Here is a 23,630-nt window from a genome sequence, read left to right as displayed (position 1 = left end):
CCACTCCGCCTCACATGGCGCGGGGCACGAAATTGCCGTGAAAGCCCTGGGGAACATGATGGGTGAGCCCGGCCGTGGCGACGGGCCCGCGTTCCAGGTCGGCGGCGTCCAGGATCACCAGCTGCGAAGTATGGCTGTCGGCCCGATACTCCACGCTGAGCAACCAACCGTCGTCCTCGTTGACCGCATCGGCCTTGGGCGTGAAAACCGGCTCGCAGAAGCTGTTTCCGGCACCGGATGTGGTGTAGGTGGTCGCGACGCGGTCGGCCAGGTCGAGTTTGGTGATCGAGTCGTAGAACGACCCGAGGTGGCGGCGGGTGTTGAAGTAGGAATAGCGGTGCGCCCTGCCTTCGAAACCGCCGTGGTGGCGCGGGAATTCGCACGGCTCATCGCAGAGCGCCTCGTCCAGGACGCGGCCGGTCTTGGTGATCCGGTAGCGAGCGAAGACCGAGGGGGCGTCATCGAGGCTGCTGCTCTGGAAGCGCGCGATGCGCTTCAGCAGGCGCCCGTCCTCATACCGGATCGCGTCGACCACGGTGTCCTCGCCGTCGTCGTAGGCGTTACTGAGGTGGAACACCATCACCGCTTCGGATTCGATCTGACGCACCTTTCCACCGGCGCGGGGTACCAGGATGAACACGCTGCCGCGGCGCGGTTGGTACTGCAGCGCATCGCCGAGTGATTTCAGCCCGAGGGCCACCGGCACCGCGTCGGGAATGATCGGTGAGACCACGAACACGAGATAGCGCTCGGTGATGGCGAAGTCGTGCACCATGGCCACGTACGGCAGCGGTACCGAGCGGAAGTGCCCCAGCCGGCCACGCGCATTCGTCCGGTAGATGCGCAGGTGCGGGCGCGGGATGAACTCGACGCCGAAGTTGAACATCTCGCCGGTGCCCGGGCAGATGCTGGGGTGCGCGGAGTAGGAGCCCATCCAGCGCAGTTCGCCACCGAAGCGCCGGACGCCGAGGGTCTCCAGGGTGTCCGGGTCGATCTCGTGCGGCGGTCCACCCTCCCATAGCGCGTACAGATGGCCGGCATGCTCAACGACATTGGTATTGGCCAGGTTCGGCATGAACCGTCCGATATTGGCCGGCCAGCCACCGGCCGCGGGGGTGCCGAGATGCCGGGTGCCCGACTTGCCGGTGTAGTGGCTGGTGCGCACGTATCTGTTCTTGTAGTGCACGGCACCGTCGGCGATGGTGAACGCCGAGAGCATGCCGTCACCGTCGAACAGGTGGTGCAACGGACGACCCGTGTGATCCTGCCAGCGGCCGGGCCCGTTGCGGTACAGCGTGCCCCGCAGATCCGGCGGGATCACGCCGGAGATCTCCTCGACGCGGTAGTCGCGTTCGACGAGTTGGGGCTCACTGACCCCGAGGCCGGCCAGATCGGCCTCGCCGAGGCCGCTCAGGCGGCTCTGCGCCCGCGCCCGCTCGCGACCGGTCAGCGATGCGAGGTACTGCCGTAGCCCCGGAAGGCGCTGCAGATCCGGCACTTTCACGGTGTCGGCGGACGGGACGGCCATGTGCACTCCTGACAACTGAGACTGATTATGAAACTAGTCTCAGCCGGCGAGGTGGTCAATAGCCGCCACGGCGTCGCTGCGGTAGAAATGTCCGGTGGCCGGCACCCGATCCTCGACCCAGCTGGTGGAGGCCGCCCTGCAGTTGATCGCCGAGTCGGGTCTGGACTCGCTGACGCTCAGCCAGGTCGCCGAGCGCGCCCGGGTGTCCCGCGCCACCGCGTACCGGGAATTCGGGGACAAGGACGGGCTACTGTCCGCGGTTGCCCAACGGGAGATCACCGCGATGAGCACGGCCATCCTGGCCACCGTGGACCTCGGCGCGGAACCTCGCACCGTAGTGCCGTGCGTCGTCACCGCCGCGTTGCACTACCTGCGCAGCCACGCGGCCTTCACCTATGTCCGCGACCACGAGCCGCACTGGCTGCTGCGGGCGGGGCTGACGGTGGGCAACCACCGGATGAATCTCGTCCAGACGGTCGCCAGCCTGGTCGCCCCGACCATCACCGCACACCCTGCGCTGGCACTCGAGCCGCTGCAGGCCGCCGAAGTGGTTGTCCGGACCGTTCTTTCGCATGCCCTCATCCAGGACAGCGCCCTCGATGACCACCAGGTGGCGGAGGCCGTCGCCCGCGCGATCACACGGGGTTGAGGATCAGTCGGCGTCGCGGCCCTCGCGGCTGCTGCGATAGGCGCGTCGGCGGATCGAGGTCAGCCACTGCGGCAACAGGCTTACACCGTCGGCCAGGTTCAGCGTCGGATCGAACGCCATATCGCCTGGAGGCCAGGTTGATTCGGCAGCCCGGTCGAATTCGATGACCGCCAGCCGATCGAAGCTTCCGGTCCCCTGGGCCTGCTCGACGTCGAGCACCACCGGCCCCGCCTGCAGGTGCTCGCGCATATCGTCGACCGACAGTCCATCGAACTGGGTCGGCGAACTCAGCCGGGCCCGCAACCAGTAGACGTTTCCGCCATACCCCAGCGGCATCAGCGTCGAGAAGACAGCCGACGACCACGAGGTGGTGGGCCGTAATGCCACCCGCGCGGCAGCCGAGACCATCAGTACATCCCACGGGCAGGTGTCACCGCCGGTGTGCGTCCGCCACGCCAGGCCCGCGAAGTCGGGCAGGGCCCCGGGCGTTCCGGCACCCTTGGAGAACCGCCCGACGATCTCGCCGTCGCTCAGCGGCAGCCCTCGACCGCCGGCTGCCGTGCGGGTGATGTTTCCGGAGCACAGCACACCGACGGGATGGAACAGCCGGGCGTGGCGCATCGCCGCGCCGGCGCGGATGGGTAGCGCAGCAACCTCGGAGACTTTCATGGGCCAGGGATGCCCTGCCCCGCGGCCGCCAAACCCTGCGCCGGCGCCCGGAAGGGTCTGCCCTCGGAATCCCGGCCGATCAGGCCGAGGCGATGGAAGGACGTCAGCCAGCCCTCCATCGGCCACCAACCCCACCTTCGGTGGAACACCGCCGCGTTGCGCAGGATGTCGTCGAGATGCTCGATCGGTGGGTCCGAGACCGGGTGGTACTGGTGGAACGCATCGGCACCGCCGACCCACCGCAGTCCGACGCCGCGCAGCGCGGCGGCCTGGGCGAAGTCGGTGTCCTCTCCCCCGTAGCCGCGGTAGGCCTCGCAGAAGCCACCGATCCGGTGCCAGGTCGAGGCCGTCAGAGCGAAGGACAACGACCAGAACAGCCGGTAATCGGTACCGGCGACGACCTGGTGGCCGGGCGGGCACGGACGGGCCGGGTGTGGATGGCGCAGGTGCTGCAACCGGTCGAGCGGGTAACCGTGCGGGCCCGGCGGCGGCAGGTAGGTCACGGGCCCGCACAGAATGGCGTCGGTATGGCTGGGATCGCCGGCCGTCTGCTGATAGCGGTTGGTCAGGTCCGGGCCGGGAATGCAGTCCACATCCAGGAAGATGAGCAGTTCCGCACCGTCGGCTATGGCCGCGTCGGCTCCGGTGTTGCGTGCGCGTGCGAGCGGCAGCGCACCGTCCTCGGTGTCGCACTCCACCAGCACGGTCGGTAGGTCGCCGTCGTCGACGTCCGCCACATGCGGATCGTCCATCGCCACCACCACGTGCAGATCGATGGGACTGCGGCCACGGCTCAGGCCGGCGCGTTGGTTTCGTAGATGCACCGCCCTGCCGTGGACCGTGGTGATCACGGCGGTGTTCATGGTGTCGACCGTCCTCGGCACCGGTTCGCCGTGTCCTCGATCGCGGTTGCGGCACGGCGCGCGGCCCCCTCGACCTCCCAGAGCTTCCACCGCGCGGTGTCGAGGCACTTCGCCCGCGCCATCAAGGCAGGCCAGGCACGCGGGCTCGGCCAGTGGGGCACCACCGCCGCGAGATGGTGGCGGCGCAGCACCTCGGCGGTCGCACGTTGCTCGTCGAAGGGGCGGGTCTGGGGGATGACGATCGTCGGCCGCGCCGCCGCCGCGACGTCGGCGATGGAGTTCTGACCGGCGTGGGTGACCACCAGATCGGCCGCACTCAGTTGCGGCCAGGGGTCCGCCATCCAACCACCGGCGGTCCCGCCGAGCGACGACCAGGTGATCGGGGACGAGCCCGCATCCGGACACAGCTCGCCTTCCCGCAGGCCCATGCCTTCGGCACCGGAGAGCACCACCACCTTCGTCCCGCAGCCCTCCGCAAAAGCCCTTGGCCGGCCCTCGAATCGGCTGATTCCGCCGACGAAGGCCGTCTTGTTCTCGTATGGCCGCAACCAGGACGGCACCCGCAGCTCTCTCGGCCACGCCGCGATGATCTGGTCCGCCATCCGGTGCACCAACCGGTGCGGTGCGTCGATTCTGTTGCCCGGCAGCGCCGTCACCACCACCGGTATACCGAGCAGACGGACGAACACGGCCACCTCGACGGACACGTCGACGACGAACACCTCGGGCTGCGCGTCTCTGACCCACTGCACGACGGCATCCATCCGGTCGCCGTACCCCGGGTCGAAATGCGGTGCCCAGTGCAGAGATCCGTGTGCGGTCGGTTGCCGGACGGTGGCAGCGCCGTCGTCACGCGGAAGCTGGACAACGCAGGTGAACGGATTCGGTTCGGGTACCGGCCGACTGGTCAGCACCGTGACCGGACGGTTGAGCTGTTCGGATATGCTCATCGCCCTCGCCAGGTGCCCGAAACCGTGATGGTGCACGTAGTAACCGATCATCGTCGCTACCCCCGGTCTCGGTGATCATCTGTTGGTACAACGCCAGGTAGGTGTTCAACATCGCGTCGGCCGAACACCGGTCTACCGCGTGCTGACGGACCGCACGCCGGTCGAGGTCACCCACCTCGGCAATCGCCGCTGCCATGGCGTCGACATCTCCCGGCGCCACGAGCCGACCCCCCGGTGGCGCGAGCAGTTCCCGTATGCCCCCGCGGTCGAACGCGATCACCGGTGTTCCGCACGACATCGCCTCGGCCACCACCAACCCGTACGGCTCATCCCACATCGGTGTGACCAGTGCGGCCGACGACGCACCGACCAGATTCAGCAGCTCGCCGTGGGTGAGGTGCCCGGCATAGCGCACCTGTTCGCTCAGCACCGGTTCGACGGACTCGGCGAAGTACGCCGGATCCGATACCGGACCCGCCAGCACCAGTGGCACACCGGCAGCGCGGGCAGCAGCGACCGCCAGGTGCGTCCCCTTCTCCGGTGTGATCCGCCCGAACCAGATCAGGTTCTCGCCTCCTGGCCCCAAAGACCAACGTGCCGTGTCTATTCCGTTCGGGACCACCTCGATGTCGGGCGCGATGTGTGACCACGATCGGGCGGTATGACGGCTGACCGCGGCCAACCGGGTGCCCTCCCCTGCCGTTGCCGTCAAAGCGGATTCCAGCCAGGGCGTCGGAGGTGTGTGCACCGTGGTGAGCATCGGCACCGACAGCATCGGCGCCATCGCGACAGGGAGGTGATGCAGGCTGTGGTTGTGTACGACGTCGAAACCGGCGGTGCCCGATCGCGCGAGTTCGAGCATGACGCTGAGGTAAGCGTGGTGGTCGTTCATGAAGGCTTCGCCCGGCATCGAGATGTCGCGGGACGCGGCATCGGAGAGCATCAGCCGCCGGACTGCCAGCGTCCGGCATCCCGGTGCGACGTCGGATCCGTTGCCGGCGAACAACGAAACGTCGTGTCCACGATCTGCCAGTGCGCGGGTCAGGTGCCAGACATGCGACTCCAGACCGCCGGCGAAGGGCTGGCGGATCGGAAAGCGATTGGATGCGATGACGGCGATGCGCAACGGGCCGGTCATGCCACGGCCTCCCGATACAGCTGGGAATGACTGAGCGACAGGTCAACTCGTTCACGCCGACGCGCGGCCCAACTGGCCCGCGGCGCGGGCACCCCGGCACTCCACCGTCGATGCATCGCGGTCACGGCCCGGCGCAGCGATTCGGGGTCGAACCGGTCCTCGTCGAGGTCGAACAGTTCGCAGGGGCGTTGCTCCCCGTAGAAACCGCAGCCGGGTGCGATCACCCCGGTACCGAGGTCGTGGCACGCCTCCAACCAGCCCGAGTGTGACCCGAACCGGTACGGCAACACAGACACCGTCAGGGACGCGAGATAGTCCCACAACTGCGTATCCGTGAAGTAGGGATGCACCTTCACCCGGGCGCGGTCGTGTCCGCCGTAGTCCAGAAAGGCCCGCCCGGTCTCGGGGGCGAACCAATGGCTGTCCGGGTCGAAGATCTCGTCGTGCACGTCGATCTGCAGAAAGGCTTTCGGCAGTTCGCTCACCGTCTGGGTCAAGGTGTCCAGGATGGCGAGCGGATCCATGTTCGCGCGCAGGCTCTTCACATGCACCCCGACCACGAACTCCGAGCTCGGGGCGCGGTCCCGCGCGATCCACGGGCTGGCGAGCACATGAGGGTGAGGCAGCACGTGCGCCGGGCGGCCCCACCGCCGGTGCACCGCCCGGGCCGCGCCCTCGGTCAACGTGATCAACGTATGTGCGGCCGAGACCAGGATGTCCTGCTGACGTCGGTGCGCCGACGGATCGGGGTGATGCGGGTTGCGCAGATCGTGCACCGTATAGATCAGCGGTTTGTCGTACTTCCGCAGCTGCTCGACGACGTCGACAAGATCGTCGGCGGTGACCGCATCGAATCCGAAGTGCAGATGGAACACCTCGAACTCGTCGCGATGCGCGCCGACCCAGCCACGCTCCAACATCAGCGGTGGCCACCAGCCGCCGGGAACCTTTCGTCCGTCTGTCGGCACCGGATCGTTGAGTCGCACCACGGGGTCGAGGCCCCCGGGGTGCGAGAGATGCCGCACGTATACGTGCGAAGCCGGAACGGACGCGACACGCAAGACGGACTCCTTTGCTGAGAACATGGGTTCGGGGCGACTCGACGACCCGGCGCCGTCACGGGCCCTCGTTCCCACTTGTTCTCGAGGAGCGCTGTGGAGCACGGAGTACCCGCGCCGCGCGCACCCAAAACCGCGGGCAGCCGAGGTTTAGCGCCACAATGCACAGGTAATGCAGTGCTCGGTGGGGCGGTGTGGCCGCCGAGTACCAGCGATTGGATCTTTGCCATGACCAACCTAGGAACCCAGCCTGCAGATCAGGCCTCGATACCCGAACTGATGAACCAACTGACCACCCAGACCTCACGGCTGGTGCGCGACGAAATTCGGTTGGCGCAAAAGGAATTCCAGACAGCAGCCAAAAGAACCGGCATCGGGGCCGGCCTGTTCAGCACCGCCGGCCTGCTCGCCTACGCCGGCCTGCTGGCCGTGGTCACCGCGGCCATTGCCGCGCTGGCACTGGTGCTTCCGCTCTGGGCCGCGGCCGTGATCGTCGCAGCGGTGCTCTTCGTGGCCGCGGGCATCGCCGCGCTCGTCGGCAAGAAACAGGTCCAACAGGCTCCGGCGGCGGCGCAGGACGTCGTCGCCAACGTGTCCGAGGACGTCCACGTCGTGAAGGAAGCACGCCATGCCCGGACCTGATCACCGCCCTGAACCCGGAGACGACGCGGACGTCGAGGAGATCACCGACGACATCGAGCGCACCCGCGAGGAGGTGGGCGAAACGGTCGCGGCCTTGGCCGAGAAGTTCGACGTCAAGCAACGCGCACAACAGAAGGTCGACGAGACCAAGGTACTGGTGGTCGATGCCGTGACCGATGACAGGGGCGCGATCAAGCCCGCGCTGCCGGTCGTCGCCGCGGCCGTGGCTACCGCGACGATCCTGCTGGGCATCATCATCTGGCGACGCCGCCGATAAGGAGACCGATATGGCGACCCATAAGCCGACCCTGACCGCGAAACTCATGTATCGCCCTGTGGGGCTGGCCAGTTCACTGGCCGGCGGCCTCGTCGCGGGGGCCATCTTCAGGCAGATCTGGAAGCGGACCGCCCCCGGGGATCACTCCGATCCGCCGACAGCCCTGGAGCGCGAGTATTCCTTCAAGGAGGTGGTCTTGGCAGCGGCGCTGCAAGGGTTGATCTTCTCCGTCGTCAAGACCGTGATCGACCGCCAGGGCGCCCGCGTCTTTGAGCGCTGGACCGGCGAATGGCCTGGCAACTGAGACAACCGAGGCCCGCTCCGGGCGAGGCCGTGATTGAGCGGAGCGGAAACCGGGTACCCGCCGACGCGTGACTGCTGCCCCCATCTATGTCGAACCCCGACTTCCCGACCCCCGCGGTCCGCTGTCGCTCGCCGTGACCGAACTTCTCTCCGAACGTGCTCCGGCCAACCATCTCCTTCAGGTCGAGGCCTCCCTGGCCGATGCCGACCCCTACGGTCTCGACCTGCACCTGGCGCTCTACATCTGCTACGAACTGCACTATCGCGGCTTCGCCGGGGTCGACACCGGATGGGAATGGAACGCCGGGCTGCTACACCTGCGCGGGCGGATGGAAAACACCTTCCTGACCGAGGTTCGTCGACAGGTCGGTGAAATCGACCCGGACGTAACGGCATTCGACGAGATGCGTGAGCTGGCGATCGAACCGGCGGACGGTGAAGGCCTTTCCTATCACCTGCGCGACAAGGGCACCTGGGAGCAGATGCGGGAGTATTTCGTGCACCGCTCGCTCTATCACCTCAAGGAAGGCGACCCGCACGCCTGGGCCATCCCCAGACTGGTCGGACAGGCGAAAGCCGCGTTCGTCGCGGTCGAGTACGACGAGTTCGGCGCGGGGCGCGGGGCACGACTGCACCAGCAACTGTTCGCCGACCTCCTGGACGCCGCAGATCTGGATTCCAGCTATCTGGGGTACATCGACCACGTGCCCGCCGAGGCGTTGGCCGCCGTGAACCTGATGTCACTGTTCGGGCTGCACCGAGGACTGCGCGGCGCCGCGGTGGGCCACTTCGCCTCGACCGAGATCACCTCACCTCCCGGCTCACAACGGCTGGTGGCGGCGCTGGAACGGATGGGTGCGCCGCGGCCATGCATCGATTTCTACGCCGAGCATGTCGAGGCGGACGCCGTTCACGAACAGGTGGTGCGCACCGACGTCGTGGGCGACCTGGTGGCCCGCGAACCGCACCTCGACCGAGACGTGGTGTTCGGTATCCGAGCCCACGCGGTCGTCGAGGACCGACTGGCAGAGCACATGATGAGCGCGTGGGCCGACGGGACGACCTCGCTGCGACGGCCGCTGGAGTGACCCGAATACTTCGTTGTGCGGATAATGTTGCGTGGCGTGGCCTTCAGTGGCCCGCTGCGACCACCGACACAGGTCCCCGATGCCGCCACAGATAGAATTCGTGCAATGCCGCCGGCCCGGCGGGGATCAAGATTCGGAGGTGACGATGGTGAGCCAGCCAGAGCCGGTCGTCGGAGGGCGTGGTGCGGTCGCGAGCTGCACCGTGCAGGAGCACCAGTCCGGGGATGTGACCGTGCTGTCCGTTCACGGAACCCTCGACGTGCTCACCACGCCCGAACTGGAGGCCGAGATCTCGGCCGCCGCCACGAAATCGCCCGCGTGCCTGGTGGTGGACCTCAGCGCCGTCGATTTCCTCGGATCCTCCGGTATGGGAGCGCTCGTGACGGCTCACTCCGACCTGACCCCTGCTGTCCGCTTTGCGATCGTCGCGGACGGGCCGATCACCAGCCGTCCACTCAAACTGATTGGGGTCGCCGATATTATCGACATCTACTCCACACTGGATGAGGCATTGACGGCGCTCGCGCCCGAGTGATCCGGCCGGCTTGCGGGTTTTTTGTCCCGACGTTCGCCGGTAGAGCACAATGCCGGGTATGACGTTCTTGGAGAAGCAGGACCTGGCCGCGCGGATGGCCGAGTTGGCTCGCTCTCTCGCCGGTCCTCGCAGTCTCGACGAGGTGTTGTCCGGGGTCTCCGCCGCGGCCCTGGAACTCATCCCCGGGGTGGACGCCGCCGGGGTCCTGCTCATCGGCAAGGAACGCACCTTTGAAACGGTGCCCAAGGACGCTCGACTCACCACCGAACTACACCGGCTGCAGATGCAGTACGACGAAGGCCCTTGTGTGCAGGCCGCGCTCGACGATCTGATCGTGCGGACCGACGACTTCCGCACAGAGGATCGCTGGCCGCGGTACGCGCCGGCCTGCGTGGAGATCGGTGTCCTCAGCGGGCTGTCGTTCAAGCTCTACACATCGGACCGCACCGCGGGGGCGCTGAATTTGTTCGGCTTCCAGCCGAATGTCTGGCGCGGGGAGGCCGAGACCATCGGCGTGGTGCTCGCGGCACACGCCGCCGCGGCCATCCTGGCCAGCCAGGAGGGGCAGCAGCTGGAGGCCGCACTGTCCACCCGCGACCGCATCGGCCAGGCCAAGGGCATCATCATGGAGCGCTACAAGGTCAACGACGTCCAGGCCTTCGAGATGCTCCGCCAGGTATCCCAGGAGTCCAATACCAAGCTGGTGCAGGTCGCCCAGCAGGTGATCGACACCCGGGACTGAGTACCTAGACCGCCGGCTGCTGCGCGCGGTCCCCCGTGGCGCTCGCGGCGCGCCGCTGGCGGCGATGACTGGTATCGCAGAGCGGATAGTTCTTGCTGCGCCCGCACGCGCAGACCGCCACCATGAAACGGTCGGACTCCACACAGGTGCCGTCCGGCAGCTCGATGCGCACCGGGCCCTGCACCATCACGGGGCCGCGACGGACCACCCGCACCGTACGCGGCTCTTCGGTTGTCATGGCTTGTCTGCCCGGATCACCAGCAGCTCCTCTTCGCGTCGGCCGGGCTGCAGCCGCCCGGTCTCTTCGAGCCACTGCGCGCGCGAATGCATCACCGGACCGAACGGAATCCATTCCCATGCAACAATATCCGCGTCCAATCCAGCTTCGGACAACAACTCCAGGGTTCGGCGCGGATCGGCAAACTCCGATTGCACCAGCAGCAGGCTGCCTCCGTCTGCGAGCAGACCGGGAGCTGCAGCGCACAACGGATCGAGGACCATCCGCCCGTCGAAACCGGCATCCCAGGCGCGGGCGGGGCCGACGGTGGACGGGACGGGTTCGATCGACGAGTCATGGGGCACGTACGGGGGGTTGCAGACCACCAGATCGTAAGGGCCGAATTCCGTGGCGCGCGCCCACGAGCCCAGGTAGACCTCCACGGCGGCGTCATGCACCTGAGCATTGGCCCGGGCGCACCGCACCGCCTTAGGACAGATGTCGAATGCCGACACGCTCGATGCACCCTGTATGGCGGCGTTGACCGCGACGACTCCGCTGCCGGTGCACAGGTCGGCGACGTTACTACCGAGAGCCAGCGCCGTCTTGTCCATGACGTCGATCAGGAGTTGTGAATCTTCCTGCGGCGCGTAGACGCCATCGGCGACCATGCCGATGAGCTGGGTGTCGGGTTCATACGGGTATGCGGTGGTCACATCAGCCTCTCAATTGATCAACGGGCCAGAGGGGATCAAGGGGCCAGCCTTGCCGTCCAGGCATGCCCGGTAGCGCCGCAGATCAAACACCTGTTCCCGAAAACCTCGCCGGGTGGACAGCGCTGCGCCGACGGGCCCGGCCGGAACGCCCCGGAGGCGAACCCATCGGCAGCCCGCCTCACATTTCGCGAAGTACCAAGCCGAATAAGCCTTTGCTCGCAACAAGCAGTTTTCGCGCCGATATTGATCGACAGCAAATCTGATCTTGAGTGGCATGATTGTTATCAAGTTTGCTTGTGCAGCCATAATTTGCATACCCGCCAATTGCTCTTGCCGACCGTGAAGTCGTTCCGGTCTAACGCTGCAGCCCCGGTTACCGACGAACTCCGACCAACGAAATAAAAGTTACTGATCTACGCCTAGACAAATCAAATATTACCTCGTGAACAGTTCATATTCATTACCTCGCGGAGATCACGCCGTTTGCGAAAGATCCGCTATCGGAAACTACTGATTGATCTTTTTTCCACCCGGGTACAGCTCGAGTCGTCCGCGGCAAATGCCGCATCACAACGATCATTCCGAGGTTTGCGGAAGTTTGGAGATGACATCATGTGGAGGCCTTGGCCGAGATCAGCAAAATCGGTTTGCTCAGTCGCAGCACCGCTGTTTGCGTTCACGCTGGTGGGCGCATCGGTGCACGTGGGTGCAGCAGCGCCGGTGAACCTGCCACCGCAGGACGAGGCGATTCGACAGGTCACCGCGGCCGTCTCACTAGCCGCCGCCATCGACACGTCCGCCAACGCCGTGGGCGTGGCCGAATCCGAACTGTTCTACATGACCCCGGAAGAGGTCGACACCGCGATGGACACCATGGAGTCGATGGGGGTGACGCAGGTCCGGATGTTCGTCCCGTGGTACTTCGTCGAACCTGCTCCGGGCGTTTACAATTGGGCCAATGTCGACAAGGTGGTCAACGCCGCCGAAGAACGCGGGATGGCCGTCCTCGGAGCGGTGACGAGCACACCGACGTGGGCCACGGACTCCTGGTCCCCCTACGGCGCCCCACGCAACCCCGAGGACTTCGGGAACTTCATGGGCGTGTTGGCCGAACGCTACGGTGCCGGCGAGGGTGACCCCGAATCGGCTCGCATCTCCGCATACGAGATCTGGAACGAGCCCCATGCGGCCGTCTTCTGGGAGCCGCGGCCCGATGCCGCCGCGTACACCGACGTGCTGAAGGCCGGTTACGAGGCGGTGAAGGCCGTCGACCCGAGCGGGACCGTCGTCGGCGGTGTGGTCTACGCCGGACAGAGCTGGGGCGATGGATACAACATCGGCGCGGTCGAGTTCATCGAAGCCATGTACGACGCGGGGGCCGCGGGATATTTCGACGCCCTGTCCTATCACCCGTACAACAGCGACTGGCGGTTCAGTGACGGCGCGGGCAGCCCGATCTCGGCGATCGGCATCCTCGAGGACATCCAGGGGTTGATGGCGCAGAACGGTGACGCCGCGAAGACGGTGTGGACCAGCGAATATGGACTGCCCACCGCTACCGTATCGGAGGCACAACAGGCGGAGTTCATCGACGACTTCATGGACACCTGGGCCGATCTCGACGGGGCCGGCCCGATGTTCCTCTACAACCTGGTGGATCCGGACACCACGTCCACCAACCCCGAGGACACCTACGGCCTGTTCCGTGACGACTGGACCCCCAAGCAGGCCGCGCTGGCGGTGCAGGCCTGGATCGAAGAGAACGGCCCGCTGGCCACCGGTGAGGTCCCGGCCGTCGAGGATCCGGCCCTGCCCACCGAGCCGGAGCCCGCGGCGCCCACTCCCGCAACGCCTGTGGATCCGGTCGCGCAGGCCATCGCGAACTGGCAGCAGGCACTGGCGGATGCCGCCGCGAATTGGGCTGCGGCATGGGGTCAGGCACTGAACCCGACGTCGACGACAACGGTTTCGGCACGCACCGCCGTCGATTCTGAGCCGGTCGATGCCGTGACCGAAGCGACCGTGGCTGCACGCGCCGCCGACACGGTGGAGACGTCGGATTCGTCGATGCCGGACACCGAAGAGCCTTCTATCACAGCGGATTCCGAACAGAGCACCACGCCGTCACGTGCGGCGCTGACCGAGGCCGCACAAGCTGTGGCGGCATCCGTCGAGGAGCGACGCTCGGCCACGCGCGGGCAAGCGGCACCGGAGAAGGGAACGGCAACGGAGGAAGTCGACTCGCGCCGGGCGCCCCGGACGGAATCGGTCGCCAACGAGGACAGCGAAGCCTCCGATGCCACCGAGACCGCCGGTGCCACTGCGGGATCCACCTCGAAGCCGCGGGCGGAACGCACAGCGGCGAAGGTGGAGTCGACCGGTGACTCCACCGATTCCGGCGGATCGCAGGGTTCACGCGGATCCCGGGGATCCAGCGAGCCAGGCGGCAGCCGATCCGATTCGCGTTCCACTGGTTCGCACGGCGCGTCCTCGAACGACTGACCCGACCACCCAGGAGCTAACTGGGCCGCAGCCACCGTCACCGGCTGCGATTCGGCCCTTTGGCACGCTCCGTGCGGTATGGCAAACTTTTCTCACCAGCAAACGATGATCTTGAATGTGACGCCTTGCCGCGCGTTCGAGGCGCTCCGGCATCTGCCGACTTCAATCACGTCTGATCAGGACAATGCTTTGCTATCGTCGGGTCCACATGGCTTTTCACAGCTATTTCTGCGAAGCGGGAGTCGGCATGGGCAGGCAGCGACGCAGGTCCGTTCACCGGCAAAGCATGTTCGCCACCACCGCTCTCATCGCTCTCGCCACGGTGTGCACCACCACCGAACTACGCGTACCGATCGAGCTACGCTCCTCATCCCAGGCCGTCGTCGAGCTGGTTGCCGCCATCGACGAGTCACCGACAACCGTCGGACTGGCGGATTCCAATCTCATGCGGCTCGACGACATCGGCCTGGTCAACAAACAGCTGGATATGATGCAGGCCATCGGCGTCCAGAACGTGCGCGTGGGAATCTCCTGGCTCTCGACACAATTGGAGAACGGCGAATTCTCCTGGGATAACAACAACATCGACTACGTCATCAACGAGGCTCACCGGCGCGGCATGGGCATCCTGGCTGTCCTGCATGAAACCCCGGGCTGGGCCCGGCTGGACCCGGACAACACCCTGCCGATGTCGGGGATGCCGGACCCGACGAAGTTCGGCGACTTCGCGGGGGCGGTCGCCGAGAAGTACGAGGGCAAGATCTCTGCCATCGAGATCTGGAACGAGCCCAACGGCAGACCGTTCCTCAATCCCGTCGATCCGGCCGGCTACACCAACATGCTCAAAGCGGCCTACGACCAGATCAAGGCACATGACGATCCTGACGACGCCGACGACGACATCACCGTGGTCGCCGGTGTGCTCGGTTCGGGCGTCAACCTCAGCAGTGGCAGTCTCCTGATGAATCCGACCGACTACCTCGCGGGCATGTATGCCGCTGGCGCCCACGGCTTCTTCGACGCGATCTCGTTCCACCCGTACAAGAACGACATGAAGTTCTCGGACCAGGAACACCAACGCGAATCGCCGCTCCTGCAACTTCGCGAGATGCGCGCCATGATGGACAGTTACGGCGATACCGACCTCAAGATCTGGGCCACGGAATACGGCCTTCCCACCGCGCCGTCCGATGCCGTCATGTATCAGAAGCAGGCCGACTTCATCGCGGACTTCCTGAAGAACTGGCAGAAGGAGGACCGCACCGGTCCGATCTTCATCTACTCGACGCGCGATCTCGAGACCGGAACATCAGAACACCAGGACAATTTCGGCATATTCGAGACCGACTGGGACGAGAAACCGGCCGTCCAGGTCATCCGCGACTTCATCGCGAGCCTGGGCCCCGTGGAGCCCGACCACCCCATCCTCGACGCCATCAATAACCTCATCCGCGGTCTCGCCCACGCCACCGTTGCCGTGATCAACGGAGTCGTCGATCTCGTTGTCGACGTGGTGGATGCGGTCATCGACGCCACGGTGTGGGTGGTCAAGACCATCGCCGATGTGACGGTGAAAGTGGTGCAGGGCATCGTGGACCTCACCTCGTGGGTCGTGCACGGGATTGCCGATGCCGTTGTCAACTCGGTGAATTGGGTGGTCGACACGATCCAGGAGTGCTTCGGCAACGAGGAGTCGGCACCTGCACAGAGCCGGATGGCGGCCACGGTGACAGCGTCGACGCTCGATGAGCCGGCGACCTCCGACAGCGGTGCGCCCGAGCCCGTCGAGACCGGCATCTCAGATGTCGGCGCAGATGCCTCCGAGCAGGCCGAGACCGCGGTCGCAGAATCCGAAGTCGTCCGATCCGCGGTGGACGAGACACAGCTGGACGAGACCCGGCCGGACGAGACGGAACTCGACGAGACCGTCGCCGCCGAACCGGATCGGGAGATCCTCGAAAACGACGAACTCGAGATCACCGAGCCGGGACCCGGCGAACAACCAGATCTCACCACCACCGATGAGGCCGACGAGGACAGGGACGAACTGGAGAGCGCGTCCGCCGCGGACGCCGAGACCGACTCGTCGGCCACGGCCGGAAACGCGGCGTCAACCGACCAGAAATCTGACGAGTCGGCAGGCGACGACGCGGATCAGAACACCCGGATCCAGTCCACCCGCATCTCTGCCGGGTAGGTGCCGCCTGCGGGCTCCCGGCCGCCCGAACCACCGACGGCGATGTTGAACACCGGCGCCATGGTGAAACCCGGGTCGTTGAACGGCCAGTCCGGCAACGAGTTGGCCGCCACGGTGAAGAACGGCTCCATACCCGGCTCATAGTCCTTCCAGAAGTACATGCCCTCCGGCTTCCAGGTCATCCGCCAGGTGTGCCAGTCACTGTCGACCGGGTGCTTGTCGGTCTGGAACTGGGTTCCGTCCAGCCTGGCGTGCACGGTGGTGCCGGACGGCCAGTCCCGGTTGCCGTACCACTCGATGAGATCGACCTCACCGCCGCGGACCGGGTTGTCGTTGACCAACCAGAACGCCGGCCAGGCGCCGTCGGTCAGGCAGTCCAGTTTGACGCGTGCCTCCCAGGTCGTGCCGACCCCGCCGCGCCAGTTTCCGACGATCTTCGCGCCGGCGTATTTCTCCTGGATGTTCGCGCCCTCGCCGCGGGTCGCGCGGATGACCAGGTTGCCGTTGCCGTCCTGGAAGACGTGCTCCTGATCGGTGACGTAGCGACCCATGTTGAACGGTTTGTCCCACTCGTGCGGGTTCCGGATGGTTTCGCGCTCCGGGACGATGAACCAGGCGGCCGGGTTCGGCGGTGAACCGGCCGGACCGTTGAACTCATCCTGGAACAGCATGACCGGAGCGGCCGCCGCGGGAGCCGGGCCACCGGGTCCCGGCGCCGGTCCGGGGGGAAGATCACCTGGGAGCGGCTCCGCGTGGGCTGCCTGGGCCGGTAATGCGGCTGCCGCCGCTCCCAGGCCCAGGATCATCAGGGCACTACGGCGGTCGAATGCAGGGCGATCAAAATCAGGCACAGCCGAACCATAAACGAGACGACGGGGGTTTCGCGCGTATCTACACAATCGCCGATCGGTCGCGACCCGGCGGAAGGGAGCCCGCACTTTCGACGCGGCCTCGGTTAGCGTTCGCATCGGCAGACTGCCCTCATCGACGCAGGAGTAACTGAATCCGTGGCCAACAAGGTGTTTCGACAGACCATCAACACCGGTGTGGCCCTGGCCAGTGCCGGCGCCATTGCCCTGACACCGGTGATGATCACTCCGCAAGCCCAGCCGATGATCGACACGCCGCGCGTCGTGACCGCAGAGGTGATGCCGGCCGGTTTCGTCCAGGATCTGCGCCTGATCGCCGACGGCGCCCGCGCTGCGGTGGAGCAGAGCGTCGACGGCCTCACCCGAAAAGCCCCTGACCTGTGGTGGACGGTTCACGAGCACTGGCCCGACGCTGACCTGCTGCACTGGAACTACGCCCTGGTCAGTGACATTTTCCTGGCTCCGATCGCGCCTTTGATCGTCGGTCCGCTCAACGATGCGATCGCCGAGGCCGTCGCCCGAAATCTTCCCGTGCTCGGTGACCAGATCCGGCAGATACCTGAGTTCATCGAGTACGCGTTCGTCCGCCTGGTCGGTCCGTTGCTGAGCGCGATCGGTGGCGCCGGGATGGCCCACTCGGAGATCTTCTACTCGATGACGACCTTGCGTATCGAGCCGTTCATCGAGGCGATTGTCCGGGCGCCGTTCCACGTGATCGACGGTCTGCTGTTCGGCGGTTACGGCGATCTCGGTCCGATCCTGCAGGGCCAGGAGGGTACGTACATTCCGGCTCCGGGTCTGCTCACGCCGTGGGGAAAGCCGCCGCGGGTCCGCGACATCAAGACACCGAACGACATCGTGCCGAACGATATCGTTACGACGACGCTCCCCGATGCCGATGCGAACCTGGTCAGCCTGGTCACCGAACCCGCCGATGACGCCGCCGCTACCGACTCTTCGGTCATCGATCCGGCCACCGCCCCCATCGTCGAGTCCACGGTGGAAACCGCCGTGGAGGCGATCAGCACGGAATCAGAGACCGCAGCCGAGACGCCTGAGACCGCCGAATCCGCCGCCGAAGGCCCCGTTACCGGGGACACCGCGGCACCCGAAGCCGAGGTTGATCCCGAGACCGTCGGCGAGGACGCGTCCACCGCTGCCGGGACCATCAACCCGACGAAGCCCGCGAAGGTGGACCCGGCAGCCGGAATCCGTCAGGGCATCAAGGACTTCCGAGCCGGAGTCCACAACACCGTGAAGAAGCTGACCGGCCGCGGCTCGTCATCCCACTCCGACCCGAAGTCGGACGCTGAGTCGGGCCCGAAGTCGGGTTCCGACAACGGTGGATCCGCCAAGTCGGAATCCTCCGGCTCCGGCGACTCCCAGTAGTCACCTGGGCCGCTGTATCAGCGGCCTGACCGGTAACCTGTCAGGTGCAGCTGGTCTGCCTGGAGCGTGCGTTCTACGTTGCAGGCATCGAGCGATGTGGTCGGCGACGACCGCATCGCGAGAGGGAACCCGGTGAGAATCCGGGACTGTCCCGCAGCGGTGAGCAGGAACGACCGCCGTCAACGGCACTGATGCGTGCGCATCGGGAAGCGACGGCCAGTAGGAACACCTCGGTGTGCGCCTGTGAGTCCGAAGACCTGCCAGTTGTGCTGGGTGCGCCGCGCCCGGCGGCGCATCGAACGGCATTCCCTCGACGAGCATGAGGCATTGCTGGATGCACTGGGCGAGCACGATGCCGAGACCGCGCGAGCGATCGCGGAACGTCACGTGCTGGACGCCGGGCGATCGCTGGCCGAGTGGCTGGCGGCACGCCGGGAAAACTAGCGCGGCCGAGGCTCGCCGCCGGACGCGGGTCTCGCGACCAGAGGCCGCATTGATGTCCCGCGAAATGGCACTTGCCGAAAGTCGATGTGACACCTCAGGACATCGGCGTCCACCTCGGCTTGGAGTTCGGCCAAGGAACCCCTTGCGCGGCGATAGCCCTGCCCAGCAAGGTGATTGCGTCTTTGGCGGTGTCGCTGGCTGCGAAGTGAGAGGCCAGCGCGTAGCGGGAGTGGTCGTCGATGAGTTGAAAGATCACGCATGTGCGTCCGCCGCTGAGCACGTACTGGGTGGCGTCGAGTTGCCAGCACACATTCGGGACCAGGTAGGCGAACCGCCGCCAGAACTGTCACCTATGTCCTGAGACATTTCCCTTGCAGGGATCGAATTTTCGGCGTAGTATCGAACACAAGTTCGAATGCGACGTTGCTCCCATTGCTTCACGGTGAGCTTCAGACCGCGACTCCGGTCGCCGAGAGGTTCTTCTGTCCCGCGGGACTGGTCGAACCGCCTTGACTGATCGTGCCGTTGTGCACCTTCTGTGAAAGTCGGTATCCGTTATGGACGCCACCCATCTCGACATGTTCGTCACTGCGTTGATCGATGACCTCGCTCCGGTTCCGACCCCGGACGACGATGCTGATCGCACGCTGTTCCATCTACTCGACAGTCCCCGGCGGATCGTCGATGAACCACCGCTGCTCGTGGTGCTGGTGGCCGCCGTGACCGCGCGTAACCTGCTCGACCACGTGATCGCCTCGGCGGCCTCAGCGGCTGAGCGGCTCGGGATTCCGGCGCGGCGTCACCTGCGCTCGGGAGCCGACCTGCTGACCATGCTCGGGATGGCGCCGGGTGCGGCGCAACGCTTGGTGCGGGTGGGCCGCGCCGCGCACACTCTGCCCGCGCTCACTCAACAACAGCGTCTCGGTGGGATCGGTATCGAGTTCGTCGACGCTGTCGGGCGCGGCATCACCCACATCGACAACCGGACCCCTCTGTCGGAGGAGGACCGGGCCAGCATCGTGACCAAGCTGATGATCCAGACCACCCCGGCCCAGGTTGCGGAAAAGGCCCGCGCGATCGCTATCGACCGCGCCGCCACACAACCTCAAGAAGAGGGTGCGGTGCCGGTCGCGGAAAACACTGACCTCAACGACATGACCCTGGTGCAGACCGATGACGGGCGGGTTGCGGCCGCCCTCGATCTCGACGTACTCACCGGAGAAGAACTGTTCGCCGCGTTGGATCCGCTGTGCCGGCCCGTTCCACTCCCGGACGGCTCCCCGGACCCGCGGCCGACCGGACGGCGCCGCGCCGATGCGTTCGGTCAAGTGCTGCGTACCTACCTGTCAGACCAGCAGCGCCCGACCTCCGGTGGGGTACTTCCGCACGTCACCCTGGTCCGGCCGGCCGGTATCGACACTCTCGGATTCACCGGGCCGGTCAGTTCGGTCACCGCCGACCTGATCTCCTGTGACAGCACCCTAACCTCGGTGATCGTCGACCATTCCGGTGCACCGCTGGATGTCGGGCGGGCCGAGCGGCTATTCACGCCCATCATTCGTAAAGGGTTGGCGGTCCGTGACTGTGGCTGCGCGTTCCCCGGATGTGGGCGCCCGGTGTCCTGGTGCGACGCCCACCACATTCGTCCCTGGAGCGAAGGGGGTGTGACGAGTCTGGATAACGGGGTGCTGTTCTGCCGGTGTCACCACACCCTGATCCACCACGGCGGCTGGCAGGTCTATTTGGGCCCGGACCGCCACCCCTGGTTCATCCCACCGCATGACCCGGCAGGCCCCGAACCGGCACACCTACGCTCGCACGCCCGCCGCACCCTGACCAACCTGCCCACCGCCGCATAACCCAGACCTCAAGCGCACCTTGACAACTACACAGAGAACCGGACAAGCGGCGGGAACCGGCGGAGACTACGGAGCCGGACCCGCCACGATGAAGCACGACCTGCCCGGCCCAAAGACAGACTCCTAGAACGGGTTTGGCGGACGCTTGATAGCGAGCACACGGCTCTCGTCCGTTCACCGGATCAGCGGAAGTACTGTTCCCCGCCGGTCGGGTAGCCACCACCGTGGGTGGTGACGTGCACGTGGTCGTAGTGGCCGTACCCGCCGGAGCCCTGTGCACCGCTGGGCGTGTAGTAGGTGCCACGCCAGATGACGTCCTGCACGCTGAACCGGCCCGCGTTCTTCATCACGTACGCGAGGATCCGGTTTCCGAGCGCGACTCCCTCGGCGCTGCCAGGGTTGGGGATCATGACGTCGAGCGCGAGTCCGTTGGGATGCCAGCGCAACGCGTCGGCGCGGACGCCGCCGATGCTGCGGATCTCGGGGAACGTGTCGCTGATGGCGCGGGCCGCCAGGATGGTCTTGACCTGTAGGCCGTGCTCCGTGGCGACACCCTTGGGCAGCATCAGCGATCGGGTGTCCGCACGCCACCGGGAGGCGGACACGAGTTGGGCGGATGTCACCTCGGGGGCGGCTGCGGGGACCGCGGAGGAATTCCAGGCGAAGGCTGCGGGCGCGGCGATGATCTCCACCCCCGCCGGCATCGCCTCAGCGGCGGGAGCCACCTCGGCAGCGGCGACCTGGACCACGGGCTCGGACGTCTCGACGGGCGCCAGATCCGGGCTGATCGAGAAGAGAACCGCAGCCGGGGCGACGATCACGGCCAGCGCCGCCGACGACCGGAGCCGCTCACCGGCCATTCGTTGTCGTCGCATTCACCACACCTTCGAGCTCGCGAACTTCTCGTTCAGCAACCACCGAGACCCGGCCGTTTGCTTGTCGTTACACATCCGTGACTTAACTCGGGTGACTATAACCCGGCGTGTCGCAGCGACTCAACTCTTCGAATAATTGATATGCGCAGGTGAAGGGTCGGCGTGGGGTTACGGGACTGCCGGCGCACCCGGATTCGGGACCTGAATGGGTATCGGCGGCAGCAAAGGCACATTGATGTAGGTGGTGCGCATCGCGGGCGCCTCGGTGGTCGGCACGACCGTGGTGACCTCGGCCGTTGTGGTGGGCAGGGGGTCGGGTTCGGTGGTGGTCGGCACCGTCGTCGTCGGCACCGTCGTCGTCGGCACCGTCGTCGTGGTCGTGGTCGTGGACGGCGTCGTCGTGGTCGTCGTCGTGGTCGTCGTCGTGGTCGTGGTCGTCGTTGTGGTGGTGGTCGGCTGCGTGGTCGTCGTCGTGTACGTCGGGGCCACCGGCTCGGGCGCCACGTATTCGGGCGGCGGAGGCGGCGCGGGCGGCGCCTCGGTCACGGTGACGATGCCCGGCGGCGGGGTCTCGACAGCCGGCGGCGGCGCAGCGGGTTCCGGCGTCAGCACCCCGGTGACCGGTGCGGTCGACGGAGTGGGGGTGTCGGTCTCGGAGACACCGGTCAGCGCGATCGCCACACCGCCGAGTGCGACGACGGACAGGATGCCGGCAGCGGCGAACACCGCCATCGGCAGCCGGGGCAAACCCCGGCGATCATCGTCGTAGGGATCCGGAACATGTTGGGAGACAATGCGGGTCGAGTCCTCGGCTAGATACGGATTGGCACCGGTGTAGGGACTCGGGTACTCGTCGGGGCCGGCATAGGGCACCGGCTCGGCACCCGCGTCGTCGTCCTGGGACCAGGCCAGGGCCCGAAAGGTCGAGGATCCGGACTGGTCGGGAACCACGACCGGCGGCGCCATGCTGGTCGGCGCGTCGGCGCCGGCGGCCGGGGCCATCCCGGTCTGCGCCCCGGCCTCGGCCGCGTAGGCCGCGAACAGCACCGCACCGACGGCCGCGTCCAACGCGGGTTGCGGGGTGCTCACCACCGGACGCCGCGAATGCTCGGACAACCGCTGGGTGACCAGCGGAATGCTGGCCCCACCACCCGCGGTGGCGATCACCGAGACGTCCGCCCAGCTGAGCCTGTTGCGCTCCAGCAGGCCGTCCAGTTCGGCGAGGACCTGGGCCAGCGGCTCGGCCAGCAGCGCCTCCAGCTCGGCGCGGGTCACCCGTACCACCGACTGGTAGCGGGGCAGCGACACCGGGACCTCGGTGGCGGTGGCCGCCGAGAGTCTCTCCTTGGCCTGCCGGCACTCCTCACGCAATGCGCCGAGCAGACCGACCGCGGCAGTCGCCCCCGGATCGGCGTCCTCGATGCCGGCCAGCACGTGGGTCAGCAGGGCCTGGTCGATCAGGTCACCGGAGAACTCGGCGACCCGGGTGGTCTCGTCCAGGGGCTCGAAGGTCGCCCCGGAATCGGCGAGGGTGAGGCTGGTGCCGCCGCCACCCAGGTCCACCAGCACCACCGGCCCGCCGGCACTCAGCCCCGGATTGGTGTTCAGCGAGGTCAGTGCGGCGACAGCATCGGAGACCAGGCGCGGTGTCGCACCGCCCGGTGACAGCACCGGATTGGCACGCAGGGTCGCCCGCAGCGCCCGCAGCGTGGCCGCGTTCCAGTGCGCGGGGACCGCGATGGCGGTCTGCGCCGACGGGGTGGCCCCGACGACTCCGACCATCGCCTCCAGCGCTTCGACCAGCAGATCCTCGGCCGGATAGGACGACCCGTCGGAGGCCACCAGCGGTACCGGATCACCTACGCGGTCAACGAATCCGGCCAGCACCTGCCCGGGCTGCCCGGAGGGCAGGCCGACTTCCGGCGCGCCCTGCACGGGAAGTGTCAGCACTGCGCGCCGGGTGACAGGACGGTCGCCGACACGTGCCGCGACCAAATTGGTCGTCCCGATGGACAACCCCAGCGGGTCGGTCATTGGGCCCACCCTAACTGCCGTCCGGCAAATCGACCGAACGGACACAACGCGATGACCGGAGTTCGGGACATCGGCGAAACGCTGTG

At 66.6% G+C, this 23,630-nt stretch carries 23 protein-coding genes, 1 pseudogene and 1 riboswitch; of the genes and pseudogenes, 12 read left to right on the top strand and 12 right to left on the bottom strand.

The window, feature by feature from the left end:
- Positions 1–10: 10 nt before the first annotated feature.
- The gene (locus K0O62_RS03090; RefSeq protein ID WP_073855629.1) at positions 11–1,528 is read right to left on the bottom strand and encodes a carotenoid oxygenase family protein; all 1,518 of its coding nucleotides are present in this window, start codon (positions 1,526–1,528) and stop codon (positions 11–13) included.
- A gap of 94 nt (positions 1,529–1,622) precedes the next feature.
- On the opposite strand from K0O62_RS03090, the gene K0O62_RS03085 reads away from it, so the two are divergent.
- On the top strand, positions 1,623–2,177 hold the full coding sequence (locus K0O62_RS03085) for a TetR/AcrR family transcriptional regulator (protein WP_073855628.1): 555 nt from the start codon (positions 1,623–1,625) through the stop codon (positions 2,175–2,177).
- Between the two features lie 3 nt (positions 2,178–2,180).
- Here the strand turns inward: K0O62_RS03085 and K0O62_RS03080 are convergent, their stop codons facing one another.
- The 5 genes from K0O62_RS03080 to K0O62_RS03060 are packed head-to-tail and all read right to left on the bottom strand — an operon-like array spanning position 2,181 to position 6,882.
- Positions 2,181–2,846, bottom strand: a complete 666-nt coding sequence (locus tag K0O62_RS03080; protein ID WP_073855627.1) for a phosphodiesterase — start codon at positions 2,844–2,846, stop codon at positions 2,181–2,183.
- Complete coding sequence (locus K0O62_RS03075) at positions 2,843–3,709, bottom strand: glycosyltransferase family 2 protein (protein ID WP_073855626.1); 867 nt, start codon at positions 3,707–3,709, stop codon at positions 2,843–2,845. The genes K0O62_RS03080 and K0O62_RS03075 overlap by 4 nt, the downstream gene beginning before the upstream one ends.
- Positions 3,706–4,659, bottom strand: a complete 954-nt coding sequence (locus K0O62_RS03070; RefSeq protein WP_079244160.1) for a glycosyltransferase — start codon at positions 4,657–4,659, stop codon at positions 3,706–3,708. The genes K0O62_RS03075 and K0O62_RS03070 overlap by 4 nt, the downstream gene beginning before the upstream one ends.
- Positions 4,559–5,797 (bottom strand): glycosyltransferase, encoded by a 1,239-nt coding sequence (locus K0O62_RS03065; RefSeq protein ID WP_073855625.1) that lies wholly within the window; start codon positions 5,795–5,797, stop codon positions 4,559–4,561. The genes K0O62_RS03070 and K0O62_RS03065 overlap by 101 nt, the downstream gene beginning before the upstream one ends.
- Positions 5,794–6,882, bottom strand: coding sequence for a glycosyltransferase family protein (locus K0O62_RS03060; protein ID WP_073855624.1), 1,089 nt, complete (start codon positions 6,880–6,882; stop codon positions 5,794–5,796). Before K0O62_RS03060 ends, K0O62_RS03065 begins: the two co-directional genes overlap by 4 nt.
- 201 nt (positions 6,883–7,083) lie before the next feature.
- Here K0O62_RS03060 and K0O62_RS03055 point away from each other — a divergent pair, with 201 nt between their 5' ends.
- The 6 genes from K0O62_RS03055 to K0O62_RS03030 all read left to right on the top strand — a co-directional run bounded on the left by K0O62_RS03055 (position 7,084) and on the right by K0O62_RS03030 (position 10,442).
- On the top strand, positions 7,084–7,497 hold the full coding sequence (locus K0O62_RS03055; RefSeq protein ID WP_073855623.1) for a phage holin family protein: 414 nt from the start codon (positions 7,084–7,086) through the stop codon (positions 7,495–7,497).
- Positions 7,484–7,774 carry a DUF3618 domain-containing protein gene (locus K0O62_RS03050; protein ID WP_073855622.1) on the top strand — a complete coding sequence of 97 codons (291 nt, stop codon included), beginning with the start codon at positions 7,484–7,486 and terminating at the stop codon, positions 7,772–7,774. The genes K0O62_RS03055 and K0O62_RS03050 overlap by 14 nt, the downstream gene beginning before the upstream one ends.
- A 10-nt stretch (positions 7,775–7,784) precedes the next feature.
- The gene (locus tag K0O62_RS03045; RefSeq protein ID WP_073855621.1) at positions 7,785–8,078 is read left to right on the top strand and encodes a DUF4235 domain-containing protein; all 294 of its coding nucleotides are present in this window, start codon (positions 7,785–7,787) and stop codon (positions 8,076–8,078) included.
- Between the two features lie 67 nt (positions 8,079–8,145).
- A complete protein-coding gene (locus K0O62_RS03040) occupies positions 8,146–9,165 on the top strand; it encodes an iron-containing redox enzyme family protein (RefSeq protein ID WP_073855620.1) in 1,020 nt (339 codons plus the stop codon).
- Between the two features lie 145 nt (positions 9,166–9,310).
- Positions 9,311–9,700 (top strand): STAS domain-containing protein, encoded by a 390-nt coding sequence (locus K0O62_RS03035; protein ID WP_073855782.1) that lies wholly within the window; start codon positions 9,311–9,313, stop codon positions 9,698–9,700.
- A gap of 58 nt (positions 9,701–9,758) precedes the next feature.
- Positions 9,759–10,442 carry a GAF and ANTAR domain-containing protein gene (locus K0O62_RS03030; RefSeq protein WP_073855619.1) on the top strand — a complete coding sequence of 228 codons (684 nt, stop codon included), beginning with the start codon at positions 9,759–9,761 and terminating at the stop codon, positions 10,440–10,442.
- 4 nt (positions 10,443–10,446) lie between these two features.
- Here the strand turns inward: K0O62_RS03030 and K0O62_RS03025 are convergent, their stop codons facing one another.
- Positions 10,447–10,680: a CDGSH iron-sulfur domain-containing protein gene (locus tag K0O62_RS03025; protein ID WP_073855618.1), complete on the bottom strand. Its 234-nt coding sequence runs from the start codon at positions 10,678–10,680 to the stop codon at positions 10,447–10,449.
- Entirely contained in the window at positions 10,677–11,375 is a 699-nt protein-coding gene (locus tag K0O62_RS03020) for a HemK2/MTQ2 family protein methyltransferase (RefSeq protein ID WP_073855617.1), read from the bottom strand. Before K0O62_RS03020 ends, K0O62_RS03025 begins: the two co-directional genes overlap by 4 nt.
- 720 nt (positions 11,376–12,095) lie before the next feature.
- Here K0O62_RS03020 and K0O62_RS03015 point away from each other — a divergent pair.
- Together K0O62_RS03015 and K0O62_RS03010 are read left to right on the top strand one after the other, a co-directional pair.
- Entirely contained in the window at positions 12,096–13,877 is a 1,782-nt protein-coding gene (locus K0O62_RS03015) for a cellulase family glycosylhydrolase (RefSeq protein WP_073855616.1), read from the top strand.
- Positions 13,878–14,163: 286 nt separating this feature from the next.
- Positions 14,164–16,074, top strand: a complete 1,911-nt coding sequence (locus tag K0O62_RS03010; RefSeq protein WP_073855615.1) for a cellulase family glycosylhydrolase — start codon at positions 14,164–14,166, stop codon at positions 16,072–16,074.
- Here the strand turns inward: K0O62_RS03010 and K0O62_RS03005 are convergent.
- Positions 16,032–16,880, bottom strand: a complete 849-nt coding sequence (locus K0O62_RS03005; protein ID WP_073855614.1) for a glycoside hydrolase family 16 protein — start codon at positions 16,878–16,880, stop codon at positions 16,032–16,034. The genes K0O62_RS03010 and K0O62_RS03005 overlap by 43 nt on opposite strands.
- Positions 16,881–17,081: 201 nt before the next feature.
- Between K0O62_RS03005 and K0O62_RS03000 the strand changes: the two genes are divergently transcribed.
- Positions 17,082–18,332: a hypothetical protein gene (locus K0O62_RS03000; RefSeq protein ID WP_073855613.1), complete on the top strand. Its 1,251-nt coding sequence runs from the start codon at positions 17,082–17,084 to the stop codon at positions 18,330–18,332.
- A gap of 79 nt (positions 18,333–18,411) precedes the next feature.
- A riboswitch (cobalamin riboswitch) is annotated at positions 18,412–18,611 on the top strand.
- Positions 18,576–18,776 carry an FCD domain-containing protein gene (locus K0O62_RS02995; protein WP_165636962.1) on the top strand — a complete coding sequence of 67 codons (201 nt, stop codon included), beginning with the start codon at positions 18,576–18,578 and terminating at the stop codon, positions 18,774–18,776. (Overlaps the previous riboswitch by 36 nt.)
- A 133-nt stretch (positions 18,777–18,909) precedes the next feature.
- Here K0O62_RS02995 and K0O62_RS02990 read toward each other — a convergent pair.
- Positions 18,910–19,116: pseudogene (locus K0O62_RS02990) on the bottom strand (DDE-type integrase/transposase/recombinase); the annotation flags it as partial.
- Between the two features lie 217 nt (positions 19,117–19,333).
- On the opposite strand from K0O62_RS02990, the gene K0O62_RS02985 reads away from it, so the two are divergent.
- On the top strand, positions 19,334–20,635 hold the full coding sequence (locus K0O62_RS02985; RefSeq protein WP_073855612.1) for an HNH endonuclease signature motif containing protein: 1,302 nt from the start codon (positions 19,334–19,336) through the stop codon (positions 20,633–20,635).
- 182 nt (positions 20,636–20,817) lie between these two features.
- Here the strand turns inward: K0O62_RS02985 and K0O62_RS02980 are convergent, their stop codons facing one another.
- Entirely contained in the window at positions 20,818–21,510 is a 693-nt protein-coding gene (locus K0O62_RS02980; protein WP_073855611.1) for a VldE C-terminal domain-containing protein, read from the bottom strand.
- A 168-nt stretch (positions 21,511–21,678) separates the two neighbouring features.
- On the bottom strand, positions 21,679–23,544 hold the full coding sequence (locus K0O62_RS02975) for an Hsp70 family protein (protein ID WP_073855610.1): 1,866 nt from the start codon (positions 23,542–23,544) through the stop codon (positions 21,679–21,681).
- Positions 23,545–23,630: the final 86 nt, after the last annotated feature.

Origin of the sequence: Mycolicibacterium diernhoferi (genome assembly GCF_019456655.1) — a bacterium.
In the GTDB taxonomy this organism is placed as follows: Bacteria; Actinomycetota; Actinomycetes; order Mycobacteriales; family Mycobacteriaceae; genus Mycobacterium; species Mycobacterium diernhoferi.
This window is presented reverse-complemented; position numbering and strand designations above follow the sequence as displayed.

Bases quoted from the DNA above. Each gene is read 5' to 3' on its own strand.
- K0O62_RS03030 (WP_073855619.1), top strand. From the start codon at position 9,759: ATGACGTTCTTGGAGAAGCAGGACCTGGCCGCGCGGATGGCCGAGTTG.
- K0O62_RS03055 (WP_073855623.1), top strand. From the start codon at position 7,084: ATGACCAACCTAGGAACCCAGCCTGCAGATCAGGCCTCGATACCCGAA.
- K0O62_RS03050 (WP_073855622.1), top strand. From the start codon at position 7,484: ATGCCCGGACCTGATCACCGCCCTGAACCCGGAGACGACGCGGACGTC.
- K0O62_RS02985 (WP_073855612.1), top strand. From the start codon at position 19,334: ATGGACGCCACCCATCTCGACATGTTCGTCACTGCGTTGATCGATGAC.
- K0O62_RS03005 (WP_073855614.1), bottom strand. From the start codon at position 16,880: ATGATCCTGGGCCTGGGAGCGGCGGCAGCCGCATTACCGGCCCAGGCA.
- K0O62_RS03090 (WP_073855629.1), bottom strand. From the start codon at position 1,528: ATGGCCGTCCCGTCCGCCGACACCGTGAAAGTGCCGGATCTGCAGCGC.
- K0O62_RS03070 (WP_079244160.1), bottom strand. From the start codon at position 4,659: ATGAGCATATCCGAACAGCTCAACCGTCCGGTCACGGTGCTGACCAGT.
- K0O62_RS03060 (WP_073855624.1), bottom strand. From the start codon at position 6,882: ATGTTCTCAGCAAAGGAGTCCGTCTTGCGTGTCGCGTCCGTTCCGGCT.
- K0O62_RS03065 (WP_073855625.1), bottom strand. From the start codon at position 5,797: ATGACCGGCCCGTTGCGCATCGCCGTCATCGCATCCAATCGCTTTCCG.
- K0O62_RS02980 (WP_073855611.1), bottom strand. From the start codon at position 21,510: ATGCGACGACAACGAATGGCCGGTGAGCGGCTCCGGTCGTCGGCGGCG.
- K0O62_RS03045 (WP_073855621.1), top strand. From the start codon at position 7,785: ATGGCGACCCATAAGCCGACCCTGACCGCGAAACTCATGTATCGCCCT.
- K0O62_RS03035 (WP_073855782.1), top strand. From the start codon at position 9,311: ATGGTGAGCCAGCCAGAGCCGGTCGTCGGAGGGCGTGGTGCGGTCGCG.
- K0O62_RS03080 (WP_073855627.1), bottom strand. From the start codon at position 2,846: ATGAAAGTCTCCGAGGTTGCTGCGCTACCCATCCGCGCCGGCGCGGCG.
- K0O62_RS03025 (WP_073855618.1), bottom strand. From the start codon at position 10,680: ATGACAACCGAAGAGCCGCGTACGGTGCGGGTGGTCCGTCGCGGCCCC.
- K0O62_RS02975 (WP_073855610.1), bottom strand. From the start codon at position 23,544: ATGACCGACCCGCTGGGGTTGTCCATCGGGACGACCAATTTGGTCGCG.
- K0O62_RS03075 (WP_073855626.1), bottom strand. From the start codon at position 3,709: ATGAACACCGCCGTGATCACCACGGTCCACGGCAGGGCGGTGCATCTA.
- K0O62_RS03010 (WP_073855615.1), top strand. From the start codon at position 14,164: ATGTTCGCCACCACCGCTCTCATCGCTCTCGCCACGGTGTGCACCACC.